At 72.7% G+C, this 23,515-nt stretch carries 19 protein-coding genes and 1 pseudogene; 11 read left to right on the top strand and 9 right to left on the bottom strand.

What is annotated here, in order from left to right; all coding sequences use genetic code 11:
* A pseudogene (locus tag G3I60_RS41195) lies at positions 1 to 1,904 on the top strand (hypothetical protein); the annotation flags it as partial.
* A gap of 127 nt (positions 1,905 to 2,031) precedes the next feature.
* On the opposite strand, the gene G3I60_RS41200 reads toward G3I60_RS41195, so the two are convergent.
* Positions 2,032 to 2,424: a hypothetical protein gene (locus G3I60_RS41200; RefSeq protein ID WP_164298994.1), complete on the bottom strand. Its 393-nt coding sequence runs from the start codon at positions 2,422 to 2,424 to the stop codon at positions 2,032 to 2,034.
* Between the two features lie 270 nt (positions 2,425 to 2,694).
* On the opposite strand from G3I60_RS41200, the gene G3I60_RS41205 reads away from it, so the two are divergent.
* The 4 genes from G3I60_RS41205 to G3I60_RS41220 are packed head-to-tail and all read left to right on the top strand — an operon-like array spanning position 2,695 to position 6,616.
* On the top strand, positions 2,695 to 5,184 hold the full coding sequence (locus G3I60_RS41205) for a nitrate- and nitrite sensing domain-containing protein (RefSeq protein WP_164608468.1): 2,490 nt from the start codon (positions 2,695 to 2,697) through the stop codon (positions 5,182 to 5,184).
* The gene (locus tag G3I60_RS41210) at positions 5,181 to 5,603 is read left to right on the top strand and encodes a roadblock/LC7 domain-containing protein (protein WP_138357785.1); all 423 of its coding nucleotides are present in this window, start codon (positions 5,181 to 5,183) and stop codon (positions 5,601 to 5,603) included. Before G3I60_RS41205 ends, G3I60_RS41210 begins: the two co-directional genes overlap by 4 nt.
* A 31-nt stretch (positions 5,604 to 5,634) precedes the next feature.
* Positions 5,635 to 6,027, top strand: coding sequence for a DUF742 domain-containing protein (locus G3I60_RS41215; protein WP_138357786.1), 393 nt, complete (start codon positions 5,635 to 5,637; stop codon positions 6,025 to 6,027).
* Complete coding sequence (locus tag G3I60_RS41220) at positions 6,008 to 6,616, top strand: ATP/GTP-binding protein (protein WP_138357787.1); 609 nt, start codon at positions 6,008 to 6,010, stop codon at positions 6,614 to 6,616. The genes G3I60_RS41215 and G3I60_RS41220 overlap by 20 nt, the downstream gene beginning before the upstream one ends.
* Before the next feature lie 10 nt (positions 6,617 to 6,626).
* Here the strand turns inward: G3I60_RS41220 and glpK are convergent, their stop codons facing one another.
* The 5 genes from glpK to G3I60_RS41245 all read right to left on the bottom strand — a co-directional run bounded on the left by glpK (position 6,627) and on the right by G3I60_RS41245 (position 11,208).
* Entirely contained in the window at positions 6,627 to 8,159 is a 1,533-nt protein-coding gene (gene glpK / locus G3I60_RS41225; protein ID WP_138357788.1) for a glycerol kinase GlpK, read from the bottom strand.
* An 11-nt stretch (positions 8,160 to 8,170) separates the two neighbouring features.
* A complete protein-coding gene (locus G3I60_RS41230; RefSeq protein WP_138357789.1) occupies positions 8,171 to 8,902 on the bottom strand; it encodes an MIP/aquaporin family protein in 732 nt (243 codons plus the stop codon).
* Positions 8,903 to 9,054: 152 nt separating this feature from the next.
* Entirely contained in the window at positions 9,055 to 10,242 is a 1,188-nt protein-coding gene (locus G3I60_RS41235) for a lipid-transfer protein (protein ID WP_164608469.1), read from the bottom strand.
* Positions 10,239 to 10,622 (bottom strand): Zn-ribbon domain-containing OB-fold protein, encoded by a 384-nt coding sequence (locus G3I60_RS41240; RefSeq protein WP_232485782.1) that lies wholly within the window; start codon positions 10,620 to 10,622, stop codon positions 10,239 to 10,241. The genes G3I60_RS41235 and G3I60_RS41240 overlap by 4 nt, the downstream gene beginning before the upstream one ends.
* Positions 10,623 to 10,854: 232 nt before the next feature.
* On the bottom strand, positions 10,855 to 11,208 hold the full coding sequence (locus G3I60_RS41245) for a DUF962 domain-containing protein (protein ID WP_138357792.1): 354 nt from the start codon (positions 11,206 to 11,208) through the stop codon (positions 10,855 to 10,857).
* Positions 11,209 to 11,338: 130 nt separating this feature from the next.
* Between G3I60_RS41245 and G3I60_RS41250 the strand changes: the two genes are divergently transcribed.
* From G3I60_RS41250 to G3I60_RS41265, 4 genes are all read left to right on the top strand, one after another.
* Positions 11,339 to 12,202 carry an NUDIX domain-containing protein gene (locus G3I60_RS41250; protein ID WP_164298991.1) on the top strand — a complete coding sequence of 288 codons (864 nt, stop codon included), beginning with the start codon at positions 11,339 to 11,341 and terminating at the stop codon, positions 12,200 to 12,202.
* Positions 12,199 to 13,230 carry a molecular chaperone DnaJ gene (locus G3I60_RS41255; RefSeq protein ID WP_164298990.1) on the top strand — a complete coding sequence of 344 codons (1,032 nt, stop codon included), beginning with the start codon at positions 12,199 to 12,201 and terminating at the stop codon, positions 13,228 to 13,230. The genes G3I60_RS41250 and G3I60_RS41255 overlap by 4 nt, the downstream gene beginning before the upstream one ends.
* Positions 13,231 to 13,277: 47 nt before the next feature.
* Complete coding sequence (locus G3I60_RS41260) at positions 13,278 to 14,276, top strand: hypothetical protein (RefSeq protein ID WP_164298988.1); 999 nt, start codon at positions 13,278 to 13,280, stop codon at positions 14,274 to 14,276.
* 195 nt (positions 14,277 to 14,471) lie between these two features.
* The gene (locus tag G3I60_RS41265; protein WP_164298987.1) at positions 14,472 to 15,779 is read left to right on the top strand and encodes an adenylosuccinate synthetase; all 1,308 of its coding nucleotides are present in this window, start codon (positions 14,472 to 14,474) and stop codon (positions 15,777 to 15,779) included.
* Here the strand turns inward: G3I60_RS41265 and G3I60_RS41270 are convergent.
* Entirely contained in the window at positions 15,689 to 16,459 is a 771-nt protein-coding gene (locus G3I60_RS41270) for a M15 family metallopeptidase (RefSeq protein ID WP_164298984.1), read from the bottom strand. The genes G3I60_RS41265 and G3I60_RS41270 overlap by 91 nt on opposite strands.
* Positions 16,460 to 16,582: 123 nt before the next feature.
* Between G3I60_RS41270 and G3I60_RS41275 the strand changes: the two genes are divergently transcribed.
* Positions 16,583 to 17,167, top strand: a complete 585-nt coding sequence (locus G3I60_RS41275) for an NUDIX domain-containing protein (RefSeq protein ID WP_164298999.1) — start codon at positions 16,583 to 16,585, stop codon at positions 17,165 to 17,167.
* 93 nt (positions 17,168 to 17,260) lie between these two features.
* Here the strand turns inward: G3I60_RS41275 and G3I60_RS41280 are convergent, their stop codons facing one another.
* On the bottom strand, positions 17,261 to 19,642 hold the full coding sequence (locus G3I60_RS41280; protein ID WP_164298983.1) for a glycoside hydrolase family 31 protein: 2,382 nt from the start codon (positions 19,640 to 19,642) through the stop codon (positions 17,261 to 17,263).
* Between the two features lie 238 nt (positions 19,643 to 19,880).
* On the opposite strand from G3I60_RS41280, the gene G3I60_RS41285 reads away from it, so the two are divergent.
* Positions 19,881 to 21,890 carry an acetoacetate--CoA ligase gene (locus G3I60_RS41285; RefSeq protein ID WP_164298980.1) on the top strand — a complete coding sequence of 670 codons (2,010 nt, stop codon included), beginning with the start codon at positions 19,881 to 19,883 and terminating at the stop codon, positions 21,888 to 21,890.
* A 57-nt stretch (positions 21,891 to 21,947) separates the two neighbouring features.
* Here the strand turns inward: G3I60_RS41285 and G3I60_RS41290 are convergent, their stop codons facing one another.
* Positions 21,948 to 23,510: a cellulose binding domain-containing protein gene (locus G3I60_RS41290; protein WP_164298978.1), complete on the bottom strand. Its 1,563-nt coding sequence runs from the start codon at positions 23,508 to 23,510 to the stop codon at positions 21,948 to 21,950.
* Positions 23,511 to 23,515 lie beyond the last annotated feature (5 nt).

The raw sequence follows: 23,515 nt of genomic DNA on the forward strand, positions 1-23,515 counted from the left end.
ACCGTGCCGACGATGGCGGCCTGGCGGCCGTACGGGTGGGAGCGGAGCGCGGCGAGGACCGCGTCGGCCGCCGCCGGTGGCGCGAAGAGGCACATCGAGCCGCCCGGGTGCTGCGCGCCGAACGCTCCGAGATCGCGGGCGCGCCCGACGAGCCCGCGCGGGACACGGCGCCGCCCTCCGGCGAATCGCTCCCCGCGCTGCGCGAGGCCTACCGTGCGGCCTCGCAGCTGTACGAGCAGGTCGGCGTCGGCGCGGACCTGCGCGCCGAACAGGCCCGCGCGGAGAGCACCGAGAGCTCGGCCCTCACCGAACTGGACCGGCTGACCAACAAGGTCCGCAGCCGCGCCGCCCAGCTCCTGGAGGGTTCCGACGGCGCCGACGGCCCGTCCCGGCAGGCCGCCGCGGCCCGCGCCGAGCAGCTCGTCCAGACCATCGAGGCCCGCGCCTCGGCGGCCAGCGAGCAGCTGGGCCGGCTGCGCGGTGAATCCGAGCGGCTCGCCCCCGCCACCGGGGAGTCGCACACCGAGCTGCCCGCCGAACTGCTGCCGCGCGACGCCGGGCACGCCCAGGAGCTGCTGCGCGGCGCCAACGGCGAACTCGCCGCACGCACCGAGGCACTGGACGAGGCCCGGGGCGCGCACGCGGACCTGGTGCGCTCGCACCGGGCCGCGGAGGACGCGGCCGGCGGCTTCGACGAACTGGCCGCGCTGCTGCGCGATCTGCTCAGGGACGGCCCGGCGACCCACGAGGAGGCCGAAGCGGAGCCCGAGCCCTACGCGGGCACCCTGGAGGAGGCCCGTACGGTCTCCGCCGAGGTCCGCCGGAGCCTGCGCGGCTGCGCCACCGACCTCTCGGCGGCCGAATCGCAGCTGCGCGAGGCGTCCGACATCCTGGTGCGCCATGCCAACGCCGCCCGGTTCGAGCAGGTCAGGACCCCGGCCCGGCAGCAGATCCGTGAACTGCCGGCGGCCGGACTGCCCGAGCACGCGGCGGCCTGGGCGGTGGCGTTCGCGCCGCGGTTGCGGGTGCTGACCGACGAGATGCAGCAGTTGGAGCGCAACCGCGACAGCATCGTGGACCGGCTGCGCGGCCTCGTCGAGTCCTCGCTCGCCACCCTGCGCTCCGCCCAGCGGCTCTCCCGACTCCCCGAGGGGCTGGGCGACTGGTCCGGGCAGGAGTTCCTGCGGATCCGGTTCGAGGACCCGGACCACGCGGCGCTCACCGAGCGCCTCGGCGAGGTCATCGACGAGGCGACGAGCTCCGCCGTCCGCAAGAACTCCGACCTGCGCCGGGACGGGATGTCCCTGCTGCTGCGCGGCGTCGCGGCGGCGCTCCAGCCGAAGGGGATCTCCGTGGAGATCCTCAAGCCGGACGCCGTGCTGCGCGCGGAGCGCGTCCCGGTGGGTCAGATGGGCGATGTGTTCTCCGGCGGCCAGCTGCTCACCGCGGCCATCGCGCTCTACTGCACGATGGCGGCGCTGCGCAGCAACGACCGGGGCCGCGACCGGCACCGGCACGCCGGCACGCTCTTCCTTGACAACCCCATCGGCCGGGCCAACGCGACGTATCTGCTGGAGCTGCAGCGGGCGGTCGCCGACGCGCTGGGCGTCCAGCTGATCTACACCACCGGCCTGTTCGACACCACGGCGCTCGCCGAGTTCCCGCTGGTCGTCCGGCTGCGCAACGACGCGGACCTGCGCGCCGGGCTGAAGTACATCACCGTCGAGGAGCATCTGCGGCCCGGTCTGCCCGTCCAGGACACCGGCAGCGAGACGGTGCACGGGGAGATCACGGCCACCCGGATGTTCCGCCGCCCGCCGGAGCAGTCGCGACCGCAACCGCAAGAGGCCCAACCGCAGCCGCAGGAGGCCGCGTCGCAGGAAGCTCAGCCGCAGCCCCGGTAGCCGCAGCCACATCCCCGGTAGCCGTGTCGGGCCGGGGCAGGAGCGGGGGCCGACGGTCGGATCCCAGGGTCCGGATCCGGCCTCGGGGGTCCTTCACGGCCGGTTCAGGGGCCGCCGCACGCCCGGTTCAGGCCCGCGACAGCGACCGGGGTATGTGCCCGCGCGGCTTCGGCTTCGCCGCGGTCCGTTCCCTGCGCCGTGCCCTGCGCCGCTCCCGGCGCAGCGCCCGCGCGGCGCTGCTCGGGCTGGAGACCACGCCGTTGCGCTGGTTCCACACCTGCCGGGTCACCCACACGTCCAGCACCGCCCAGGTGGCGACGATCGTGCTGACCACGGTGAAGATCATGGCCGGAGCGGACCACCAGGAACCGCCGAAGGTCAGCAGCGTGGTGATCACCGCTTCTATGAGGGTCACGGACGCGATCATCACGGCACGGACGGCAGCGGCCCGGACAGGATCGGCCATCCGCGGGGTACCGACGGGATCTTCGACCCACAGGGAGAGGGGTTCTGTGTCCATGGAAGGTGACTGCCCGCAAATCGCCCTCGACATTCCGCAGTACCTTTCCAGCCACTCGCGGCAACGGTGCATCGCGCCCGAACCGGGGTGTCCCGCACCACCTTGCCATCCGGGTTGCCCGGATTAAACCCGAAAACAAGCCATCGGAAAATCTGGCCGACGTACTCCGGCCACCGGACTGGCTTTCGAGTTACCTGTGAGGCAGTAGTAGGCTCGCGCAGATTCCATGCGATCGAACACCCCCCGAACGGGGCTGACGTTGGGGAGGCCATGCGCTTTCGCGGTACGACGATCCGCCGGAAGATCGTGGCGCTGCTGCTGATTCCGCTGGTGTCGCTCACAGCCATCTGGGCATTCGCCGCCACGCTCACCGGCCGCGAGGTCTGGGGTCTGCTGGACATCGAGCGCATCGTCAACGACGTCGGCTACCCGACCGAGGACGCGGTCCAGGCCCTGCAGCAGGAGCGGCGCGCCGCCATCCTGTACCTGGCCGACCCCCGCCGTTCGGACTTCAAGGCCGGGCTGGCCAAGCAGGAAGCCGTCACCGACAAGGTCTTCGCCAAGTTGCGCACCAACGCGTTCGACTCGGGCGTCAGGTCCGACCTCAGTGGGGAGGCCAAGCTCCGACTGGACGCCGTGACCCAGGGGTTCGAGGGACTGCCCGCGCTGCGCGCCAAGGTCGACGGCCAGACCATCACCCGTAACGACGCCTTCGGCGCCTACAACACGATGGTCGACCCCTGCTACGACTTCCTCGACTCGCTCAGCCCGCTGAACAACGTGTCGCTCGACAGGCAGGGCCGCGCCCTCATCGTGATCACCCGGGCCCGGGAGGCGATCAGCCGCGAGGACGCGCTGATGGCCGCGGCCATCAGCGCCGGCCGGATGAGCCCGCAGGAGTTGCGTTCCTTCACCTTCGCCGTCGGCGAGGAGCGGGACTACTACGACGACAACCTCAAACTCCTTCCCGACGACGAGCGGACGCTCTACGACGAGTTCTGGCGGGGCGCCACCGGCAAGGCACTGCGCACCGCGGAGGACTCCGTGATCGCCGCGGGCGCCGCCGCCGCGCCGCGCGCCGCCGACCGGGCCTCCTGGCTCGGCACCGCGACCACCGCGCTGGGCGACCTCGACCGGATCGGCGTCCAGTCGGGCGACCTGCACAAGAAGCGCGCCGAGCCCTACGCCCTCAAGCTGCTGATCATGGCGGCCGTCGCGGGCGGCCTCGGCCTGATCGCCGTCTTCGCCTCGATCTTCGTCTCGGTACGCATCGGCCGCAGCCTGATCCGCGACCTGTCCGGGCTGCGCAAGGAGGCCCAGGAGGTCTCCGGCACCCGGCTGCCGCGCGTCATGCGGCGTCTCGCCGCCGGCGAGAAGGTCGACGTCGAGACCGAGGTGCCGCGGCTGGAGTACACCGACGACGAGATCGGGCAGGTGGGCAAGGCCCTCAACACCCTGCAGCGCGCCGCCGTCGAGGCGGCCGTCCGCCAGTCCGACATGCGGCGCGGCGTCTCCGACGTCTTCGTCAACCTCGCCCGCCGCAGCCAGGTCCTGCTGCACCGCCAGCTCACCCTGCTGGACGCCATGGAGCGGCGCACCGAGGACACCGAGGAACTCGCCGACCTCTTCCGGCTCGACCACATGACCACCCGTATGCGGCGGCACGCCGAGGGCCTGGTGATCCTCTCCGGTGCCGCGCCCTCCCGGCAGTGGCGCAAGCCCATCCAGCTCATGGACGTGGTGCGCGCGGCGGTCGCCGAGGTCGAGGACTACGAGCGCATCGAGGTCCGCAGGCTGCCCAGGCTGGCGGTGGCCGGCTCGGCCGTCGCCGACGTGACGCACCTGGTCGCCGAACTCATCGAGAACGCCGCCGTGTTCTCCCCGCCGCACACCGCGGTCCGGGTGCACGGCGAGCACGTCGCCAACGGCTTCGTCCTGGAGATCGACGACCGAGGCCTCGGCCTCACCCCGGACGCGCTGCTGGAAGCGAACCTGCGGCTCGCCGAGACCCCCGAGTTCGAACTGTCCGACACCGACCGCCTCGGCCTCTTCGTCGTCAGCCGGCTCGCGCAGCGGCACGGCGTACGTGTCTCCCTGCGCCTGTCGCCGTACGGGGGGACCACAGCGGTCGTCCTCATCCCGGCCACGCTGCTCACCGATGCCGGTGAGGACACCGGAGCGACCCGCCTCGGCGGGATCCTCGGGGCGGAGGAGATCGACATGGACCCGACCGGAACCGAACTCTCCTTCCGGCAGTGGGGACTCGAGACCGCCGGGAGCGAGAACGGCAGGGAGCACGTCCAGGTACCGGACATCGCCCCCGAACCCGTCGCCCCCGGTCCGGACGGCGGTGACGGCGAACCGCTGCCGCTGCCGCGCCGCCGGCGTACCGCCCCGGTCCTGGTCTCGGACCGCGGCCGCCCGGTCGCCCCGCCGACCGTCCCTGCGGCCCGCTCCGCGGAGCCGTCCGGCCCGTCGGCACCGACGGCGGCCCTGCTGCCGAAGCGCGTCCGGCAGGCCAACCTCGCCCCGCAGCTGCGCGTCGAATCCGCGTCGCAGGACACCGGGACCGCGGTGCGGCCCGGCGCCGGGGCACCGCGCGAACGCACCGCCGACGAGGTGCGGGACCGGATGGCCGCGCTGCAGCGCGGCTGGCAGCGTGGGCGCGAACACGACATCGCAGAAGACAGCGTCGGCCCGCACGGCCCGGGCGACGAACCAACAGCACCGAGAACGACTCCTGAGGGGAACGGTCGATGACCGCACCATCGAGCCCGACACGCGAGCTGAGCTGGCTCCTTGACGACCTGGTCACCCGCGTGGCCAGCATCCGCAAGGCCCTGGTGCTCTCCGGCGACGGCCTGGCGATCGGCGCTTCGGACGGACTGACCCGCGAGGACTCGGAACACCTCGCCGCCGTCGCCTCCGGCTTCCACAGCCTGGCCAAGGGCGTCGGCCGGCACTTCGACGCGGGCGGGGTCCGGCAGACCATGGTGGAGCTGGACGACGCCTTCCTCTTCGTGACCGCGGCCGGCGACGGCAGCTGTCTCGCGGTACTCAGCGACGCCGATTCCGACGTCGGGCAGGTGGCGTACGAAATGGCGCTGCTGGTCAAGCGGGTCGGCGCCCACCTGGGCACCGCGCCCCGCACCGACAGCGGCGCGGCCCTCAGCGGCTGACGGCATGACCTGAGGACGGGTACGGGGTGACATGACTTCAGAAAAGGACCGATGGTACGACGACGCCGCCGGCCCGGTGGTGCGTCCGTACGCGATGACACGTGGCCGCACCAGCCACGCCGCCGAGGGCCGGCTCGACCTCATCGCCCTGGTGATGACCGAGCCGGAGGGCGAGGACGGCGCGGCCGAGGGCGATCACACGCTGTCGCCCGAGCACCTCGACATCGTCGACCGCTGCCAGCTGATGGCGACCTCGGTCGCCGAGCTGGCGGCCGATCTCGATCTGCCGGTGGGCGTGGTGCGCGTGCTCGTCGGCGACCTGCTGGACGCGGAACTCGTCCACGTCAGCATGCCTGTTCCGCCGGCTGAACTGCCGGACGAGAGCATTCTCCGAGAGGTGATCAATGGGCTTCGGGCGCTCTGACCGACGCCGCAGGTCCGCCCCCGATCCGGTAGCGCTCAAGCTGCTGGTCGCGGGCGGTTTCGGGGTCGGCAAAACGACGTTGGTGGGTGCGGTCAGCGAGATCAGGCCGCTGCGCACCGAGGAACCGCTCAGCGAGGCCGGCCGGCCGGTCGACGACATCCACGGTGTCGAGGCGAAGAGCACCACCACCGTCGCCATGGACTTCGGGCGGATCACGCTCCGCGAGGACCTGGTGCTCTACCTGTTCGGCACGCCGGGACAGGACCGCTTCTGGTTCCTGTGGGACGAGCTGGCCCAGGGCGCGCTCGGCGCGGTCGTGCTGGCCGACACCCGCCGCCTGGAGGACTGCTTCGCCGCCGTCGACTACTTCGAACGGCGCGGCATCCCCTTCACGGTGGCCGTGAACGTCTTCGACGGCGCCACCCAGCACGCGACGGAGACGGTCCGCGACGCGCTGGACCTCGACCCGCACGTACCGGTCGTGATGTGCGACGCGCGGGACCGGGCCTCCGCCAAGGAGGTGCTGATCACCGTGGTCGAGCATGCCGCGAAGGTGGCGGCGGACCGCCGGGAGCCCGCCGCCACCTGATGCCGAAGGTCTAGGGCCGGTCGTCCTGACCGTCCTCGTCCTGCCAGCCGAAGCTGCGCTCGACGGCCTTCTTCCACCGCCGGTACTCGCGCTCCCGGGTCTGCTCGTCCATGCCCGGGGTCCACTCCGTGTCGCGCTTCCAGTGCGCCTTGAGGGTGTCCAGGTCCGGCCAGACCCCGGTGGCGAGGCCGGCCGCGTAGGCGGCGCCCAGGCACGTCGTCTCGGCGACCACCGGCCGGATCACCGGCACCCCCAGGACGTCCGCCTGGTGCTGCATCAGCAGGTTGTTGACGGTCATGCCGCCGTCCACCCGCAGCGAGGTGATCCGCACCCCGGAGTCCTGGTACATCGCGTCGACGACCTCGCGGGTCTGCCAGCTGGTCGCTTCCAGCACCGCCCGCGCGAGGTGCGCCTTGGTGACGTAACGGGTCAGACCGGTGATCACCCCGCGCGCGTCGGAGCGCCAGTACGGGGCGAACAGACCGGAGAAGGCGGGCACGATGTACGCGCCGCCGTTGTCCGCGACGCTGGCGGCCAGCGGTTCGATCTCGTCGGCGGAGCGGATGATGCCGAGCTGGTCGCGGAACCACTGCACCAGGGCGCCGGTGATCGCGATCGAGCCCTCCAGGCAGTACACCGGCGCCTCCCCGCCGAGCTGGTAGCCCACGGTGGTGATCAGGCCGTTCTTGGAGGGCACCGGCCGGGTGCCGGTGTTGAGGAGCAGGAAACTGCCGGTGCCGTAGGTGTTCTTGGCCTCGCCGGGTTCGTAGCAGGTCTGCCCGAAGACGGCTGACTGCTGGTCGCCGAGCGCGGCGGCCACCGGCACCCCCGCGAGCTGGCCGACGGCGGTGCCGTAGACCTCGGAGGAGGACCGGATCTCCGGCAGGATCGCCTCGGGGATGTTCATCGCGCTGAGGATCGACGGCTCCCACTGGAGCGTTTCCAGGTTCATCAGCAGGGTGCGCGAGGCGTTGGTGACGTCGGTGACGTGCACCCCGCCGTTGACACCGCCGGTCAGATTCCAGATCAGCCAGGAGTCGATGGTGCCGAAGGCGATCTCGCCGTTCTCGGCGCGCCGCCGCAGGCCCGGCACGCTGTCCAGCAGCCAGGCCGCCTTCGGCCCGGAGAAGTAGCTGGCCAGCGGTAGCCCGGTCAGCTCGCGGAAGCGGTCCTGGCCGTCCTGGCCGCCGAGTTCGTCGCAGAGCGCGGCGGTGCGGGTGTCCTGCCAGACGATCGCGTTGTGCACGGGCCGGCCGGTGGCCCGGTCCCACAGCACCGTGGTCTCCCGCTGGTTGGTGATGCCCAGCGCGCTGAGCTGGTCCGCGCGCAGTCCGGCCTTGGCGAGCGCGCCCGCCACCACCGCCTGCACCTTGGACCAGATCTCGGTGGCGTCGTGCTCCACCCAGCCGGGCCGGGGAAAGATCTGCCGGTGCTCGCGCTGGTCGACGGCGACGATGGAGCCGTCGGTGTCGAAGACGATGCACCGGCTGGAGGTCGTGCCCTGGTCGATGGCGGCTACGTACGTGACGGACTCGTCGCTCATGACGGCTTCCCTTAGAACGCGGCGTTGTAGAGGGCCCCCGAGAGCGCGCCGCCGATCAGCGGACCGGCGACCGGCACCCAGGCGTAACCCCAGTCGGACGTGCCCTTGTTGGGGATGGGCAGCAGTGCGTGGACGATGCGCGGGCCCAGGTCGCGGGCCGGGTTGATGGCGTATCCGGTCGGGCCGCCGAGCGACAGCCCGATCCCGACGACCAGCAGGGCGACGATCAGCGTGGTGGTGCCGGACTCGCCCAGGCCCTTGTTGCCGGGGATGGCGAGCACCGGCAGCACGAGTCCCATGGTGGCGATCACCTCGGTGACGAGGTTCTGCCAGGGGACGCGGATCTCGGGGACGGTCGAGAAGATCCCCAGGGTGCCCAGCGGTTCCTCGTCCTGGCCGGTGTTGGCGGCGAACTGGCCGTAGTAGGCCAGCCAGGCCAGGGCCGCGCCGGCCATCGCGCCGATCAGCTGTCCCGCCAGGTAGTACGGGGTCTGGTCCCACTGGCCGGTGTCGATGGCGATGCCGAGGGTGACGGCCGGGTTGAGATGGCCACCGGACAGCGGCCCGGCGGTGTACGCCCCGGCGAGGACCCCGAAGCCCCAGCCGAAGGCGATCACGATCCAGCCGGAGGCTCTCGCCTTGGAGTGCTTGAGGGTGACCGCCGCGCAGACCCCGGCGCCGAACAGGATGAGGATCGCGGTACCGATGATCTCGCCCAGGAAGACGTCTCCGTTGGAATGCATGGCGGGCTCCTTCGTGCGGGCTGCACTGACCGGGCTTGTGCCATCCGAAGAGCGCGCGCGACATCACCAGCGGTGGAAAAGGACCTCCCGCGGGCCTGCGCACCACCGGAAGTGTTCACCTGGTGTGATGGAGCGTCAAGGCCGCGAACGGTTCACCGCACGGCCACCACCGAGGAGCCGTGGCCGAACAATCCCTGGTTGGCGGTGATCCCGGCCCGGGCGCCCGGCACCTGCCGGTCACCCGCAAGACCGCGCAACTGCCAGGTCAGCTCGCAGACCTGGGCGATGGCCTGGGCCGGTACCGCCTCGCCGAACGAGGCCAGTCCGCCACTGGTGTTGACCGGGATCCGGCCGCCGAGCGCGGTCGCGCCGTCCCGCAGCAGCTTGGCGCCCTCGCCGGGCGCGCACAGCGCCAGGTCCTCGTACCACTGGAGTTCCAGGGCGGTGGACAGGTCGTAGACCTCGGCCAGGTCCAGGTCCGACGGGCCGATCCCGGCCTCCTCGTACGCGGCCGCCGCGATGGATGCCCGCAGTCCCAGCGCGGGCGGCTCCACCGCGGCCGCCGAGTCGGTGGCGAAGTCCGGCAGGTCCAGCACGGTCTTGGGATAGGACGGGGTGACGGTGGAGACCGCGCGGATCCGCACCGGGTCCGTGGTGTGCCGGCGGGCGAACTCCATGCTGGAGAGCACGACCGCGGCGGCCCCGTCGGAGGTCGCGCAGATGTCGAGCAGCCGCAGCGGATCCGCGACGACCGCGGAGGCGGCCACCTCCTCCGCCGAGACGGCCTTGCGGTAGCGGGCGTTGGGGTTGGCGGCGCCTGCTGTCGAGTTCTTCACCTTGACCTGCGCGAAGTCCTCCAGGGTGTCGCCGTGCAGGGCCATGCGGCGGCGCGCGTAGAGGCCGAAGTACGTGGGGTTGGTGGCGCCCAGCACACGGAAGCGCAGCCAGTCCGGGTCGTCGGGGCGGTTGCCGCCGGCGGGGGCGAAGAAGCCCTTGGGCGCGGCGTCCGCGCCGATGACCAGGGCGACGTCCGCCATCCCGGCCAGGATCTGGGCCCGCGCGGCGTTGACGGCCTGCGCGCCCGACGCGCAGGCGGCGTACACGCTGGTGACGCGGGCGCCCTGCCAGCCCAGCGCCTGGGCGAAGGTGGCACCGGCGACATAGCCGGGATAGCCGCCGCGTACGGTGTCCGCGCCCACCACGAGCTGGATGTCGGTCCAGGCCAGCCCGGCGCCGGCGAGGGCCGCGCGGGCGGCGGCGACGCCGTACTCGGTGAAGGACCGGCCCCACTTGCCCCACGGGTGCATGCCCGCGCCCAGCACTGCCACGTCGTCCGTCATCGGTCGCCTCCCAGGGGCTGCCAGTGCCAGGTGGTCCAGGTGGTCTCGTCGTCCTCGTTGAGCACGCCGGGGACGAGTTCGACCTCCATGCCGACGGCGAGGTCCGCCAGGGCGGTGCCCGGGGCGGCCTGGCCGAGCACCACCATGCGCTCCGCCGCGAGTTCGACGGCGACCAGGACGTACGGCTCCCACTCGCGGGCGGGGTCGGAGACATAGGGCGCGGGCGGCCGGTAGCGCCCGTCGGTGTACGACCAGACGCGGCCGCGCCGGGACAGCGGGGTCTCCTCCAGCGTGGTGCCGGAGCAGGCCGGGTTGCGGCAGAAGGTGTCCTCCCGGGGGAAGAACACCGAACCGCAGTCCTGGCAGCGGGTGCCGATCAGCCGGAAGTCCTGGTCGGCGCCGGTGCCTTGGGCGGCCGGTCCGTCGTCCGTGTGCGGTCCGGCCTCCGTGAACCAGCCGGCCACCACAGGTTTGCGCGCTCGCGCCACGTGCCGCCTCCCCTTTGAATCTGACGGTTCGTCAGAAGTCTGCCACGGCAGGGCGGGAGAGGGAATGGCGGGGCCGGGGCCGGGCGCCGGGCCCGGTCGTCCGGAAGGCGCGTGCGCGGCCGGGTCAGTCCTGCGGCTGCTCCGCGAGCCACTTCGCGGCGATGTCGCCCAGTTCCGCGTCCCGGCCGGCCAGCATCGTCGCGATCATCTTCGCGTCGCCGCGCAGCGACCAGGCGGGGTGGCCGAACGAGGCCGGGTTGTTCTTCTCGATCAGGAAGTGCGCCGGCCAGGCCGTCCCGTAGCCGATCAGCGGCAGCGCCGCCAGATACCGCCGGCGCCCCCGGGCCAGCCCGTACGCGCTGATCGCGAGCCCGGTCAGCGTCCCCGTCAGGTGCACCCAGCGGGTGGCGGACCGGGAGTGCATCGCCACGTAGTAGGGCCAGAAATCCTCGAACGAATCGAATGTCCGCTGCGTCATGTCCGCACGCTAACCCCGGGGCCCGCCCGGCCGACAGGCCCCGAACACCTGGACGCCGTCAGAGGGCGGTGCTAAGTTCTTCTCGAACAGAGAATTACTCAATGTGAGAAGAACTCGACGAGGGGAAGCCATGGCACCGCAGCAGGAGGAGGACCGCTTCCTCGCCGCCTACGACCCGCGCGCCTTCGACCCGATCGCCGTGACCGTCGACGTGGTCGCCCTGACGCTGCGCGAAGGCGCCCTCCATGTGCTGCTGGTCCGCCGGGGCGCGCCGCCGTTCGAGGGCGCCTGGGCGCTGCCCGGCGGATTCGTCCGGGCCGGACGCGAATCGCTCGGCGAGGCCGCGGCCCGGGAGCTCGCCGAGGAGACCGGTCTCGACGCCGCCGACGGGCTCGGCCGGGTGCACCTCGAACAGCTCGGTTCGTACGGCCGCCCCGAGCGCGACCCGCGGATGCACGTGGTCTCCGTCGCCCACCTCGCCTTCGCTCCCGACCTCCCGGACGCGAGGGCCGGCAGCGACGCCGCGGCGGCCGCGTGGATCTCCGTCGCAGAACTTGGACCCGGATGGCAACCGGACGCGGCGGACCCGCGTCCCAACGAACAGGGCCGGCGGTCCGGGGCCCACGGGGGTGGTCCCGGCCGCCGGCCCGAAGGCCCCGAGCTGGCGTTCGACCACGCCGGAATCCTCGCCGACGGCCTCGACCGCGCGCGCTCGAAGATCGAGTACACGCCGCTGGCCACCGCCTTCCTCGGCGAGGAATTCACCATCTCCGAACTGCGCGCCGTCTACGAAGCCGTCTGGGGCGCGACCCTGCACGCGGGCAACTTCCACCGCAAAGTGCTCTCGGTCCCCGGCTTCGTCGAGTCCACCGGAGGCACCGCCACCCACGGCAGCGTCCGTGGCGGCCCGCGCGCCCGGCTGTACCGCGCGGGCGACGCCCGCCTCCTGCACCCCGCCCTGCTGCGCCCGGACCGCGAGGAGACCGTCCGATGACCCTCACCAGCGGCGCCGTCCACACCTTCGACCAGGCACTGGACGCCCTGCGCCACGGCTTCCCCGAGGACTTGGCGGCCGCCACCCGGCTGCACCGCCGGCTGGCCCGGCTGCTGCACCCCGACACCGCGCCGCCCGGCCGCCGGCCGGAAGCCTCCGCCGCCTTCCTGGCCCTGGCCGAGCGGTGGCGGGAGTACCTCGACGCCGCGAACCCCGCACCCCGCACCGTCACCACCCGCCGGCACACGTACCGGCTCGGCGACCCGCAGGCCACCGGCGACCTCGCCGTACTGCGCCGCGCCTCCTACCGGCGCGCCGACGGCACCCGGCACGACGCGCTGCTGAAGATCCCGCTGCAGCCGTACGACAACGATCTGATCGAGCACGAGGCCGCTGTGCTGACCCGCCTCGACACCGAGGCGGAACCGCGCCACCGCGCCTACGCCCCGCGGCTGATCGAGACGTTCCGGCACCGCGACACCGGCGGCACCGAGCGCCGGGTCAACGCGCTCGAACCGCTGGACGGCTTCCACAGCCTCGCCGAGGTCGCCGCCGCATACCCCGGGGGCCTCGACCCGCTGGACGCCGTCTGGATGTGGCGCAGGCTGCTGGTCGCGCTCGGCTGGGCGCACCGGGCCCGGCTGGTGCACTGCGCGGTTTTCCCCGAACACGTCCTCATCCACCCCGGGCTGCACGGGCTGGTGCTCGTCGACTGGTGCTACGCGACCGCCACCGGCACCACCGCGCCGGTCCTCATCGAGCGGCACCGAGACCGGTATCCGCCCGAGATCCCCGGCCGGCGGCCGGTCACCGAAGCCACCGACCTCCACCTCGCGGCGCGCTGCATGGAGCACCTGATGGGGGAGCGCACCCCGAAGCCGCTCGCCGCCTTCATCCGCGGCTGCACGCTCCCCGGTGAGGCGGGCCGGCCGCACGACGCGTGGCGGCTGCTCGCCGAGCTGGACGAGCTCCTGGACCGGCTCTACGGGCCGCGCACCTTCCGCCCGTTCACGATGCCGGCCGCATAGCGACAAACCGACAACTACACCCGAACACATCAACAAGGGGGAACACCATGGGCAGCGGAAGCTGGTCGACCAATGTCTACGACGCCGCCGCACGCTACCGCGCCGCATCCGGCGCCGGTGCCTTCGCGTACAGCGACCACGTCACCTCGTCCGCCCCGCGCGGCTCCTGGACGGCGCACCCGTCCCTCGACCCCAAGGACCTCACCGTCCGCGAGAGCCGGGACTCGGTGGAGCACCCCGCATCGGTCGCCATCTCGGTGCTCTTCGACGTGACCGGCTCGATGCGGTCCGTCCCGCAGACACTGCAGACCAAACTGCCCGAGCTGTTCGGGCTGCTGCTCCGCAAGGGCTACGTCGAGCACCCGCAGATCCTCTTCGGCGCGGTCGGCGACGCCACCTGCGACCGGGTGCCGCTGCAGCTCGGCCAGTTCGAGTCCGACAACCGGATGGACAACGACCTCGGCAACATCCTGCTGGAGGGCGGTGGTGGCGGGCAGATGACCGAATCGTACGAGCTCGCCATGTACGCGATGGCCCGGCACACCTCCATCGACTGCCACGAGAAGCGCGGCCGGCGCGGCTATCTGTTCCTCATCGGCGACGAGATGCCGTACGGCAAGGTCAAGGCCCGCGAGGTCCGTGACGTCATCGGCGACGACCTGCGGGAGGACATCCCGATCACCGTGATCATCGCCGAGCTGCGCCGGAAGTTCGACGTGTACTACATCCTCCCGGCCGGGTCCTCGTACGTCGGCAACACCGAAGTCCTCGGTCTGTGGCGCAAGCTGCTCGGCCAGAACGTCATCGAACTCGACGACCTGGACGCGGTCTGCGAGACGATCGCGCTCACCATCGGTCTCGGCGAGGAGGCCATCGACCTCGCGGAGGGGCTCGCCGACCTCGACGACGTCGGCTCGGACGCGGGCGCCTCGGTCGGTAAGGCCCTCGCCGCGATCGGCCGCGACCGCGCCACCGGCCCGGCCGCAGGCGCCCCCCTGATCGACGGCGCGAACACCACCGGAGTCGCGGGTACGACGCGTCTGTGAGCTGAACAGGGACGCGCCGGCGGGGGCACGGCGGGGTGTCCCCGCAGGGCGGCGGACGAACCCGACCCGCACCTTCGAGCGGACACGCGCGTTCGCCGCCCGAGGAGATACCCCGGCGGGCCCCCGACCTTCGCACCGCACCGCGCGGAGGCGACCGCCTCGCCGAAGCGACCAACGAACCACCCCGGAGGGACCATGCACACCATCGTCGCCGACCTCGGCTACGGGGACGCGGGCAAGGGTGCCGTCGTGGACCGGCTCTGCTCGGCGGAGCCGGTCCGGGCGGTGGTCCGCTTCAACGGCGGCGCCCAGGCCGCGCACAACGTCGTCACACCCGACGGACGCCACCACACCTTCGCCCAGTTCGGCTCCGGCACCCTGCGCGGGACACCCACGTACCTGTCCCGCTTCATGCTCGTCGACCCGCTCGCACTGGCCGCCGAGGCGGACCACCTCACCGCGCTCGGCGTCCGGGACCCGCTGTCGCTGCTCACCGTCGACCGGGACGCCGCGCTCACCACCCCGTACCACGCGGCCGCCAACCGGCTGCGCGAACAGGCCCGCGGCGGGGAGCGGCACGGCTCGTGCGGGATGGGCATCGGCGAGACCGCGGCCTACGCGCTCGCCCACCCCGAGGACGCGCCCCGGGTGGGCGACTGCGTCTCCCGTCCCCGTCTGCTGCGCAAACTCGGGCTGCTGCGCGACCGGTTGTCCGACGAGCTGGGGCGGCTGCCGACGCCGCCCGTCGAGCACTGCGCGGACGCCTTCGCGGCGTTCGCCCGCGCGGTCACCCTGGCCGGCGAGGGGCATCTCACGCGGCTGCTGGCCGAGGGGCCGGTCGTCTTCGAGGGCGCGCAGGGCGTCCTCCTCGACGAGTGGCACGGCTTCCACCCGTACACGACATGGTCGACCACCACCTTCGCCAACGCCGAGACGCTGCTGGCCGAGGCGGGCGGCGCGGGCACGGCGCTGAAGCTCGGTGTCGTGCGCACGTACACCACCCGGCACGGTCCAGGACCGCTCGTCACCGAGGACCCGGAACTCGCCCGGGAGCTGCCGGAACCGCACAACGGTCACGGCCGCTGGCAGGGCGCGTTCCGCACCGGGCACTTCGACGCGGTGGCGCACGCCTACGCCGTCGAGGTCTGCGGGGGAGTGGACGCGCTGGCCGTCACCCATCTCGACGCCCCCGCCCGCTGCCCCGGACTGCGGATCGCCCGCGCCTACGGCATGGACGGCCGGCTGGTCGAACGCCTGCCGGCCGGCGCCCCCGGCGATCTGGGGCGCCAGGCCGGGTTGACGGCCCGTCTGGAGGCGGCCGGACCGGCCGTCTGGGAGACCCCCGGTGCCGACCCGGCCGCCTGGTCGGCCGCCGTCGGCGAGGCGCTGTCCGTACCCGTCGCGCTGGAGTCCTACGGGCCGACGTGCGCGGACGTCAGGGACCGCCGGGAGACCGGGAAGTCGAAGTACGTGTCGGGGAACCGCTCGGGTGTGTACGTGTAGTGCCACCACTCCTCGGCGAGATTGACGAAGCCCAGTCCTTCGAGGGTGCCCTTGAGCAGCAGGCGGTTCTCCCGCTGCACACCCTGGATCCGCGGGTCCAGGGTGTGCGAGAGCGTGTCGAAGTAGTCGAACGGGGTCCCCATGTCGACGCTCCCGCCCGAGAGTCGCACGATGGTCACATCCATGGTGCTGCCCCGGCTGTGCCCGGACCTGGCCGCGATGTAACCGTCCTCGAACAGCCGCGACTTGTCGACATTCGGATAGAACTCGCTCTTCATCCGCTGGTCGTCGAGGTCCTTGGCCCACGCCACGAAGTGGTCGACGGCGCGCTGCGGCCGGTAGCAGTCGTACACCTTGAGCGAGTACCCGCGGCGCAGCAGCTTCAACTGCGCCGCGTGCAGGGCCTCGGCGGCCGGCCGGGTCAGGAGGCAGATCGGCTGCCGGTAGCCGTCGATGGGCACCCCGACGAAGTTGTGCGCGGTGGCGTAGCGCATCTCCTGGAGGATCGTCGGGTCGACGTCCCGCAGCGCCACGAACGCCTTGGGGGCCTTCGGCCCGCCGCCCCCGTGCCCGTCCCCGGACCGTGCCTGCGCCGGTGCGGCGGCGGTGCCCGCAGTGACGGCGATGAGCGTGGCGACGGACACGGCGAGGGTGCGGAGCACGGTCGTGAGTCGTGGCATGGGTCCTCCAGCGGTCGGACGGATGTGTCGGACGGAGTCAGGCGTGATCGTTCGGGCCAGGCGTGATCGTTGACGCGGAACAGTGTCGCGGATCGGTGACGCGGGCGGGTGATCCCGGAGTTGATGCTCCCGGTGCGGGTGATCGGATACAGTCCCGGCGTGCCCGATCGTGAGAAGGACTCCCACTGCTCCTCCTGCGGAACGGCGTTCGGCCCCGCCGCCGGATGGCCGCGGACCTGCGCCGCCTGCGGCGCCACCGCCTACCGCAACCCGCTGCCGGTCGCGATCACGCTGCTCCCGGTCCGCGACGACGCGGGCACCGGGCTCGCCGTCATCCGCCGCACCATCGAGCCCGGCCGCGGACTCCTCGCCCTCCCCGGTGGATTCATCGACCACGGTGAGACCTGGGAGCAGGCCGTGGTGCGGGAGCTCCTCGAGGAGACCGGGATCGTGGCCGCGGCCGACCCCGCGCTCGCCGACACCCTCACCGACGCGGAGGGCGGGTTCCTGCTCGTCTTCGGGCTGCTGCCGCTCCGGGACGCCGCCGACCTGCCGGCGTCGGTCCCCACCGACGAGACCGAGGGCTGGGAAGTGCTGTACGAGCCCGCCGAGTTGGCGTTCCCGCTGCACACCCTGGCGGTCCGCCGCTGGTTCGACGGCGGGTACGGCGAACACGGCGACGGGACGGTCCGGCCCGGAGCCCGCTGAGAGCGTCGTACCGACGGCCGTCCCGTCGGCGGCCGTCACTCCGTCACTCCGTCACTCCGTCACTCCGTCACCCCCGTCACTCCGTCACCCCCGTCACTCCGGCAGGCCGCGCACCCGCACCCGGTGGCCCACCTCGTCCTCCCCGTCGCGCTCCACCACCACCTGCCCGTCGGCCAGCCGGGTCGTGAAGCGCTCCACCAGCGGTGCGGCCCAGCCGTCGCCTTCATCGGTGAAGAGGATCCCGCCGCCGGTGCGCCCCGCCACCGGGGCCCACACCTCCAGTTCCACGGCGCCGTCGTCGCCCGTCACCGGCAGGACCGCTCCGGCCCGCGCCAGCACCGGGATCCGGCCGAGCGGCGCGTCCAGCAGGATCTGTCCCGGCCCCTCGTACGCGGTGCCGGTCGCGGTGTCGTACCAGCGGCCCCGCGGCAGCCGGATCGCGCGGGTGACCGAGCCGCGCTCCAGGACCGGGGCCACCAACAGGGCGTCGCCCAGCAGGAAGGCGTCCCCGCAGCCGCGCAGCCTGCGGTCCTCCGGGTCGTTCCACCACAGCGGCCGGACGTACGGTGCGCCGGTACGCCGTGCCACGTGGGCGAGGGTGTCGAAGTACGGCAGCAGCCGCTTCCGTTCCCGCAGCGCGGCCGCCGCGTGCTCCTCGACCTGCGGCCCGAACTCCCACGGTTCCCGCCGCCCCGCCGTGATCGCCGAATGGGTGCGGAAGAACGGCAGGAAGGCACCGAGCTGGAACCAGCGCAGATAGAGCTCGGGGGACGGTGTTCCGGTGAAACCGCCGACGTCGGGCCCGGAGTACGGCACCCCGCACAGCCCCAGCCCGATCACCAGCGACAGCGAGGCCCGCAGCCCGGACCAGCCGGTGGTCACATCGCCCGACCACGTCCCGCCGTACCGCTGCATGCCCGCCCAACCGGAGCGGGAGAACAGGAACGGCCGGGTGTCGGGCTCCAGTTCCCGCAGCGCCTCGTAGCCGGCGCGGGTCATCGCCAGCCCGTAGACGTTGTGGGCCTCGCGGTGGTCGCCACCGCGCCCCTCCAGGGCGTGCCGGGCCGACCGTGGCAGGGTCGGCTCGCCGAACGCGGCGAACGACACCGGCTCGTTCATGTCGTGCCACACCCCGGCGAAGCCCTGCGCCAGCCGCTCCGCGTACAGCGCTCCCCACCACTTGCGGACCCGCGCGTCGGTGAAGTCCGGGAAGACCGCCTCGCCCGGCCACACCACGCCGCGCACCTCCTGGCCCCGGGCGTCCCGTACGAACGCCCCGGCGGCCGTCCCGCTGTCGTACACCGGGTTGCCCGGCTCCGCCTTCACCGCCGGATCGACGATCGACACCAGCCGCACCCCGTCGCGCCGCAGCTCCGCGGCGAGCCCGGGGAGATCGGGGAACCGCTCCCGGTCCACGGTGAAGACCCGGTGCCCGTCGTAGTGGTCGATGTCCAGGTGCAGCGCCGACAGCGGCAGCCCGCGCTCGCGGAAGCCCGCCGCGACCCTGCGGACCTCCTGCTCGCTGCCGAAGCCCCAGCGCGAGTGCTGGTAGCCCAGCGCCCAGCGCGGCGGCAGCGCGGGCCGGCCGGTCAGCGCCGTCCAGCCCGCCAGGATCCGGGCCGGCGAGCCGGTCAGCACCCAGTAGCGCAGCGGCCCGCCGTCGACCCGCAGCTCGCAGCCGCCCGGCCGGTCGTGCCCGGAGCCGGCGCCCTCCTCCCCGTCGCGCAGCGTCACATGGCCGTCCCACGTGTTGTCGTGGAAGACCAGATGACAGCTGGCGTCCGCGACCACCATCTGCACCGGCATGGTGATGTACAGCGGGTCGTCGCCGGGGCCGAAGGAACCGCCCGGGTCGGTGTTCCACAGCCGGTACGAGCCCTCCCGCAGCCGCGGTCCCGACGCCCGGCCGCCCAGGCCGAACACACACGCGTCCGCGGCGGTCTCCGAACGCTGCACCCAGCGGGTGCGGTCACCCGGCTCCCGGCCCGCCGGATCCCACCAGCGGGGCGGCAGATCGCGCCGCAGCAGTACGCCGCCCGGGGTACGGAACTCCACCGCACCGTGGCGCGAGACCAGCACCGTCACCCGCTCCGACACGACCCGCCAGCCGTCCCCGTTGCGGTCGCTCTCCAGCTCCACGCGGGTGTCCACCGGCGGGCACTCTCCCCCGAAATCCGTCCGGGGCGACCCCCACAGCGCGTACGACGGCTCCGGCTCGGCCCCGTCCCAGCCGCAGAACACCGCGCCGCCCACCGCGACCCGCACCCGCAGCGACGAGCGGGTGAACCGCACCACCCCGCCGCCCGGCAGCGGCTCCACCCCCTGCGCGGGGCCGGGCACCCGGGCCCGTTCCGCTCCCCGCCGCGGCAGGTCCCGCCCGTCGGTGCGCTGTCTGCGCCACGCGGACCGCAGTGTCCGCAGGCCGTTCGCGGACCCGACCATCCGTACCGACCGCACCAGGTCCCGAGAATCCATGGCGCCCACCCTTCCACTGCTCCCGGCCGCCGTACCGCGCGTTCAGCCAGCGTTCACCTGTAGGTGAACCACATCGCGGCATTCCCCGTTGTGGGGGTCCCGCCCTGGCGCCGAAGACGATCACATGGCATCGTCCTGCCCAGCCCTGCCGTAGGACATTCCGCCCGCGCAGGGTCCAGCCGCACACAGAGCGACGTGTCGCCGTACCCGTCTCGTCGTACCGTCCGGGAGCCGCCCCATGAGCACCACGACCGAGCCCGCCCACGCCCCGGAGCCCTTGTGGACCCCCGGCCCCGAGCGGGTCGCCGGCGCGCGGATCACCCACTTCCAGGCCTGGGCCGCGCAGCACCACGGCGCCCCGGCCGGCGATCCCGCGGACCCGCTCGCGAGCTACCGGGCGCTGCACGCCTGGTCGGTACGGGAGCCGGCGGTCTTCTGGGGGGCCGTCGCGGAGTGGTTCCAGGTGCGGTTCTCCACCCCCTACGAGGCCGTGCTCGGCGACGCGTCCATGCCGGGCGCCCAGTGGTTCACCGGCTCGGCCCTCAACTACGCCGAGCACGCGCTGCGTCCGGCCCTGGACCCGGAGCGCGCCGACACGCCCGCCCTGGTCCATCTGGACGAACGGCCGGAAATCGCCGAGACCAGCTGGGCCGAGCTGAGCCGGCAGGTCGCCTCCGTCGCCGGCCGGCTGCGCGACCTCGGCGTCGCTCCCGGCGACCGCGTCAGCGGCTATCTGCCCAACATCCCGCAGGCCGTCGTCGCCCTGCTCGCCACCGCCGCCGTGGGCGGCGTGTGGACCTCCTGCGCCCCGGACTTCGGCGCCCGCAGCGTCCTGGACCGCTTCCAGCAGGTCGAGCCCGTGGTCCTGTTCGCCGTCGACGGCTACCGCTACGGCGGCAAGGAGCACGACCGGACGGACAGCGTCGCCGAGCTGCGGGCCGAGCTGCCGTCGCTGCGCGCCGTCATCCACATCCCGGTGCTCGGCACACCGGCGCCGGACGGCGCGCTGGAGTGGGACAGCGTCGTCTCGGACGACACCGTTCCCGCGTACGAGCAGGTGCCCTTCGACCATCCGCTGTGGGTGCTGTACTCCTCGGGCACCACCGGCCTGCCCAAGGCCATCGTCCAGTCCCAGGGCGGCATCCTGCTGGAGCACCTCAAGCAGACCGGCCTGCACATGGACCTCGGTCCCGGCGACCGCTTCTTCTGGTACACCTCCACCGGCTGGATGATGTGGAACTTCCTGGTGTCGGGCCTGCTGGCCGGCGCCACCGTCGTGCTCTACGACGGCAGCCCCGGCTACCCCGACACCGGCGCGCAGTGGCGGATCGCCGAGCGGACCGGTGCCACCGTCTTCGGTACCTCCGCCGCCTACGTCATGGCCTGCCGCAAGGCCGGGGTCCGGCCAGGGCACGACTTCGACCTCTCGGCGGTCAAGTGCGTCGCCTCGACCGGCTCACCGCTGCCGCCCGACGGGTTCCGCTGGATCCACGAGGAGGTCAAGGAGGACGTCTGGATCGCGTCCGTCAGCGGCGGCACCGATGTGTGCAGCTGCTTCGCGGGCGGCGTTCCCACCCTTCCCGTCCACATCGGGGAACTGCAGGCCGCGGGGCTGGGCACCGACCTGCAGGCGTGGGACGTGTCCGGCCGGCCGGTCATCGACGAGGTCGGTGAGCTGGTCGTCACCAACCCCATGCCGTCGATGCCGGTGCGGTTCTGGAACGACCCCGGGGACGCCCGCTACCGCGAGAGCTACTTCGAGATGTTCCCCGGCGTGTGGCGGCACGGCGACTGGATCACCATCACCTCGCGCGGCACCGTGATCATCCACGGCCGCTCCGACTCCACCCTCAACCGGCAGGGCGTCCGGATGGGCTCCGCCGACATCTACGAGGCCGTCGAACGCCTCCCGGAGATCCGCGAGTCGCTCGTCATCGGCGTCGAGCTGCCGGACGGCGGCTACTGGATGCCGCTCTTCGTCCACCTCGCGCAGGGCGCCGCGCTCGACGACGGGCTGCGCGGCCGCATCAAGGACGCGATCCGCGCCGAGCTCTCCCCGCGCCATGTCCCGGACGAGGTCATCGCCGTTCCCGCGGTGCCCCACACCCTCACCGGCAAGCGCCTGGAGGTCCCCGTCAAACGCCTGATGCAGGGCGCGGCGCTGGACAGGACGGTCAACCCCGGCTCCGTCGACGACATCGAGGTGCTGCGCTTCTACGAGCGGCTGGCACAGGACCGCCGGGCCTAGATTCCTGACGGCGTGTGCCGTGCTGACGCGGCCGACCGCGTCAGCACGGCGCCGCCCTCACCCGGTGTACTGGGCGAAGATCTTCGAGAACTCGTAGGGCGACTGCGGGACGTTGGTGCACATGTACAACGCCCCGTTGCAGGCGTTGCGGTCGCGGGTCTCCTCCCAGAAGCCGAGCATGCCCAGGTGCTTGCCCTGGGCGAACGACACGAGCTGCCGGGAGTCGGCCTGGTCGAAGATGTGCCCGTCGTCGTTCTGGCCGAGCATCGGGGTGACGCCGGTCATCGCCCACAACTGGGCGTCGGTCTTGGCGGGGTACAGGGTCTTGAGCTGCGCCTGGGTGCTCTGCGCCGCCTGGACGGCCGCATCACCGTAGTCCGTGGCGCGGTAGTAGTCCATGGCCATGACGTTGACGGCGTCGAGGGTGACGCCCGCGTCGCGCGCGGACTTCACGATGGTGAGCCCGTCCGCCGTCAGACCCTCGGGCAGCACCGGCAGGGTGAGCGAGATCCGCAGTCCGGGGTGCGCCTGCTGGAGCCGGGCCAGCGCCTGCGAGCGGCGGTTGATGGAGGCGGGGTCGGCGGTGGCCGCCCCTTCGATGTCGAAGTCGGCGTAGGTCAGGCCGTACGCGGTGACGACGGCGTCGTACTCCGCGTACAGCGAGTCGACGGTGGAGCAGGCCTGGGCGAGTTCCGATCCGGAGGCGCCGCCGAAGGAGATCTTCACGTCGCCGCCGCCCGCCCGGATGGCGTCGACCTGGTCCTTGGCCCAACCGGCCCGCGGGTCATAGGCGTTGAACCACATGGCCTTGCAGCTGGAGGCGGTGATGAAGGCCATGGTGAAGCTCTTCAGCCCGCTCGCGGAGGCCATGGCGGGCATGCTCGGCGTCGGCCAGGCACCCATGTCGACATACGGGGCGGTGTGCACGGTGCCGGGGCCCGGGCCGCCGCCCGTGGTCGTGGTGCCGCCGGCAACCGCGCTGTAGGCGGAGGTGTTGCCCGCCGCGTCCTTGGCCCGGACCCGGAAGCTGTAGCTGGTGGTGGCCTGCAGTCCGGTGGCGGTGTACGAGGTGCCGGTCACGGCCACGGGTGCGGCGCCGTCCCGGGAGACCTCGTAGCCGGCGACCGAACCGGAGTTGTCGGTGGAGGCCGTCCACCGCACGGTGAGCGAGGAGCCGGTGGCCGAGCCGACGGTGACGCCGCCGGGCACCGAGGGGGCGGTGGTGTCGGGCGGCCCCGCCTCGCAGGAGCCGCCGTTCAGCAGGCAGTTGGCCGGGGTGCCGGTTCCGGCGGCGACCCAGCCGAAGACCGCTGACGCGCCGGGTGCCAGGGTGCCGTTGTAGTCCCGGTTGGTGAACGTGTAGTGCGAGGCGTTCTTGGTGAGCAGCGCGTCCCAGTAGCTGCCGACACTGCTTCCCGACGGCAGGTCGAACTCGACCTTCCAGCTGGTCAGGGTGGAGGTGCCGCCGTTGGTGATCCGGTACTGGGCCTGGTAGCCCGAGCCCCAGTCGGAGGTCTTGCTGAACGCCGCCGAGGCACCGCCCGCCGCGGCGGCGGGCGGCGTGAGGAACAGGACGAGCGTCCCGAACAGTGCCAGGACGAGCGTGAGGGATCTTCGCATACTGG

Source organism: Streptomyces sp. SID13666 (assembly GCF_010548325.1).
Taxonomy (GTDB): domain Bacteria; phylum Actinomycetota; class Actinomycetes; order Streptomycetales; family Streptomycetaceae; genus Actinacidiphila; species Actinacidiphila fildesensis.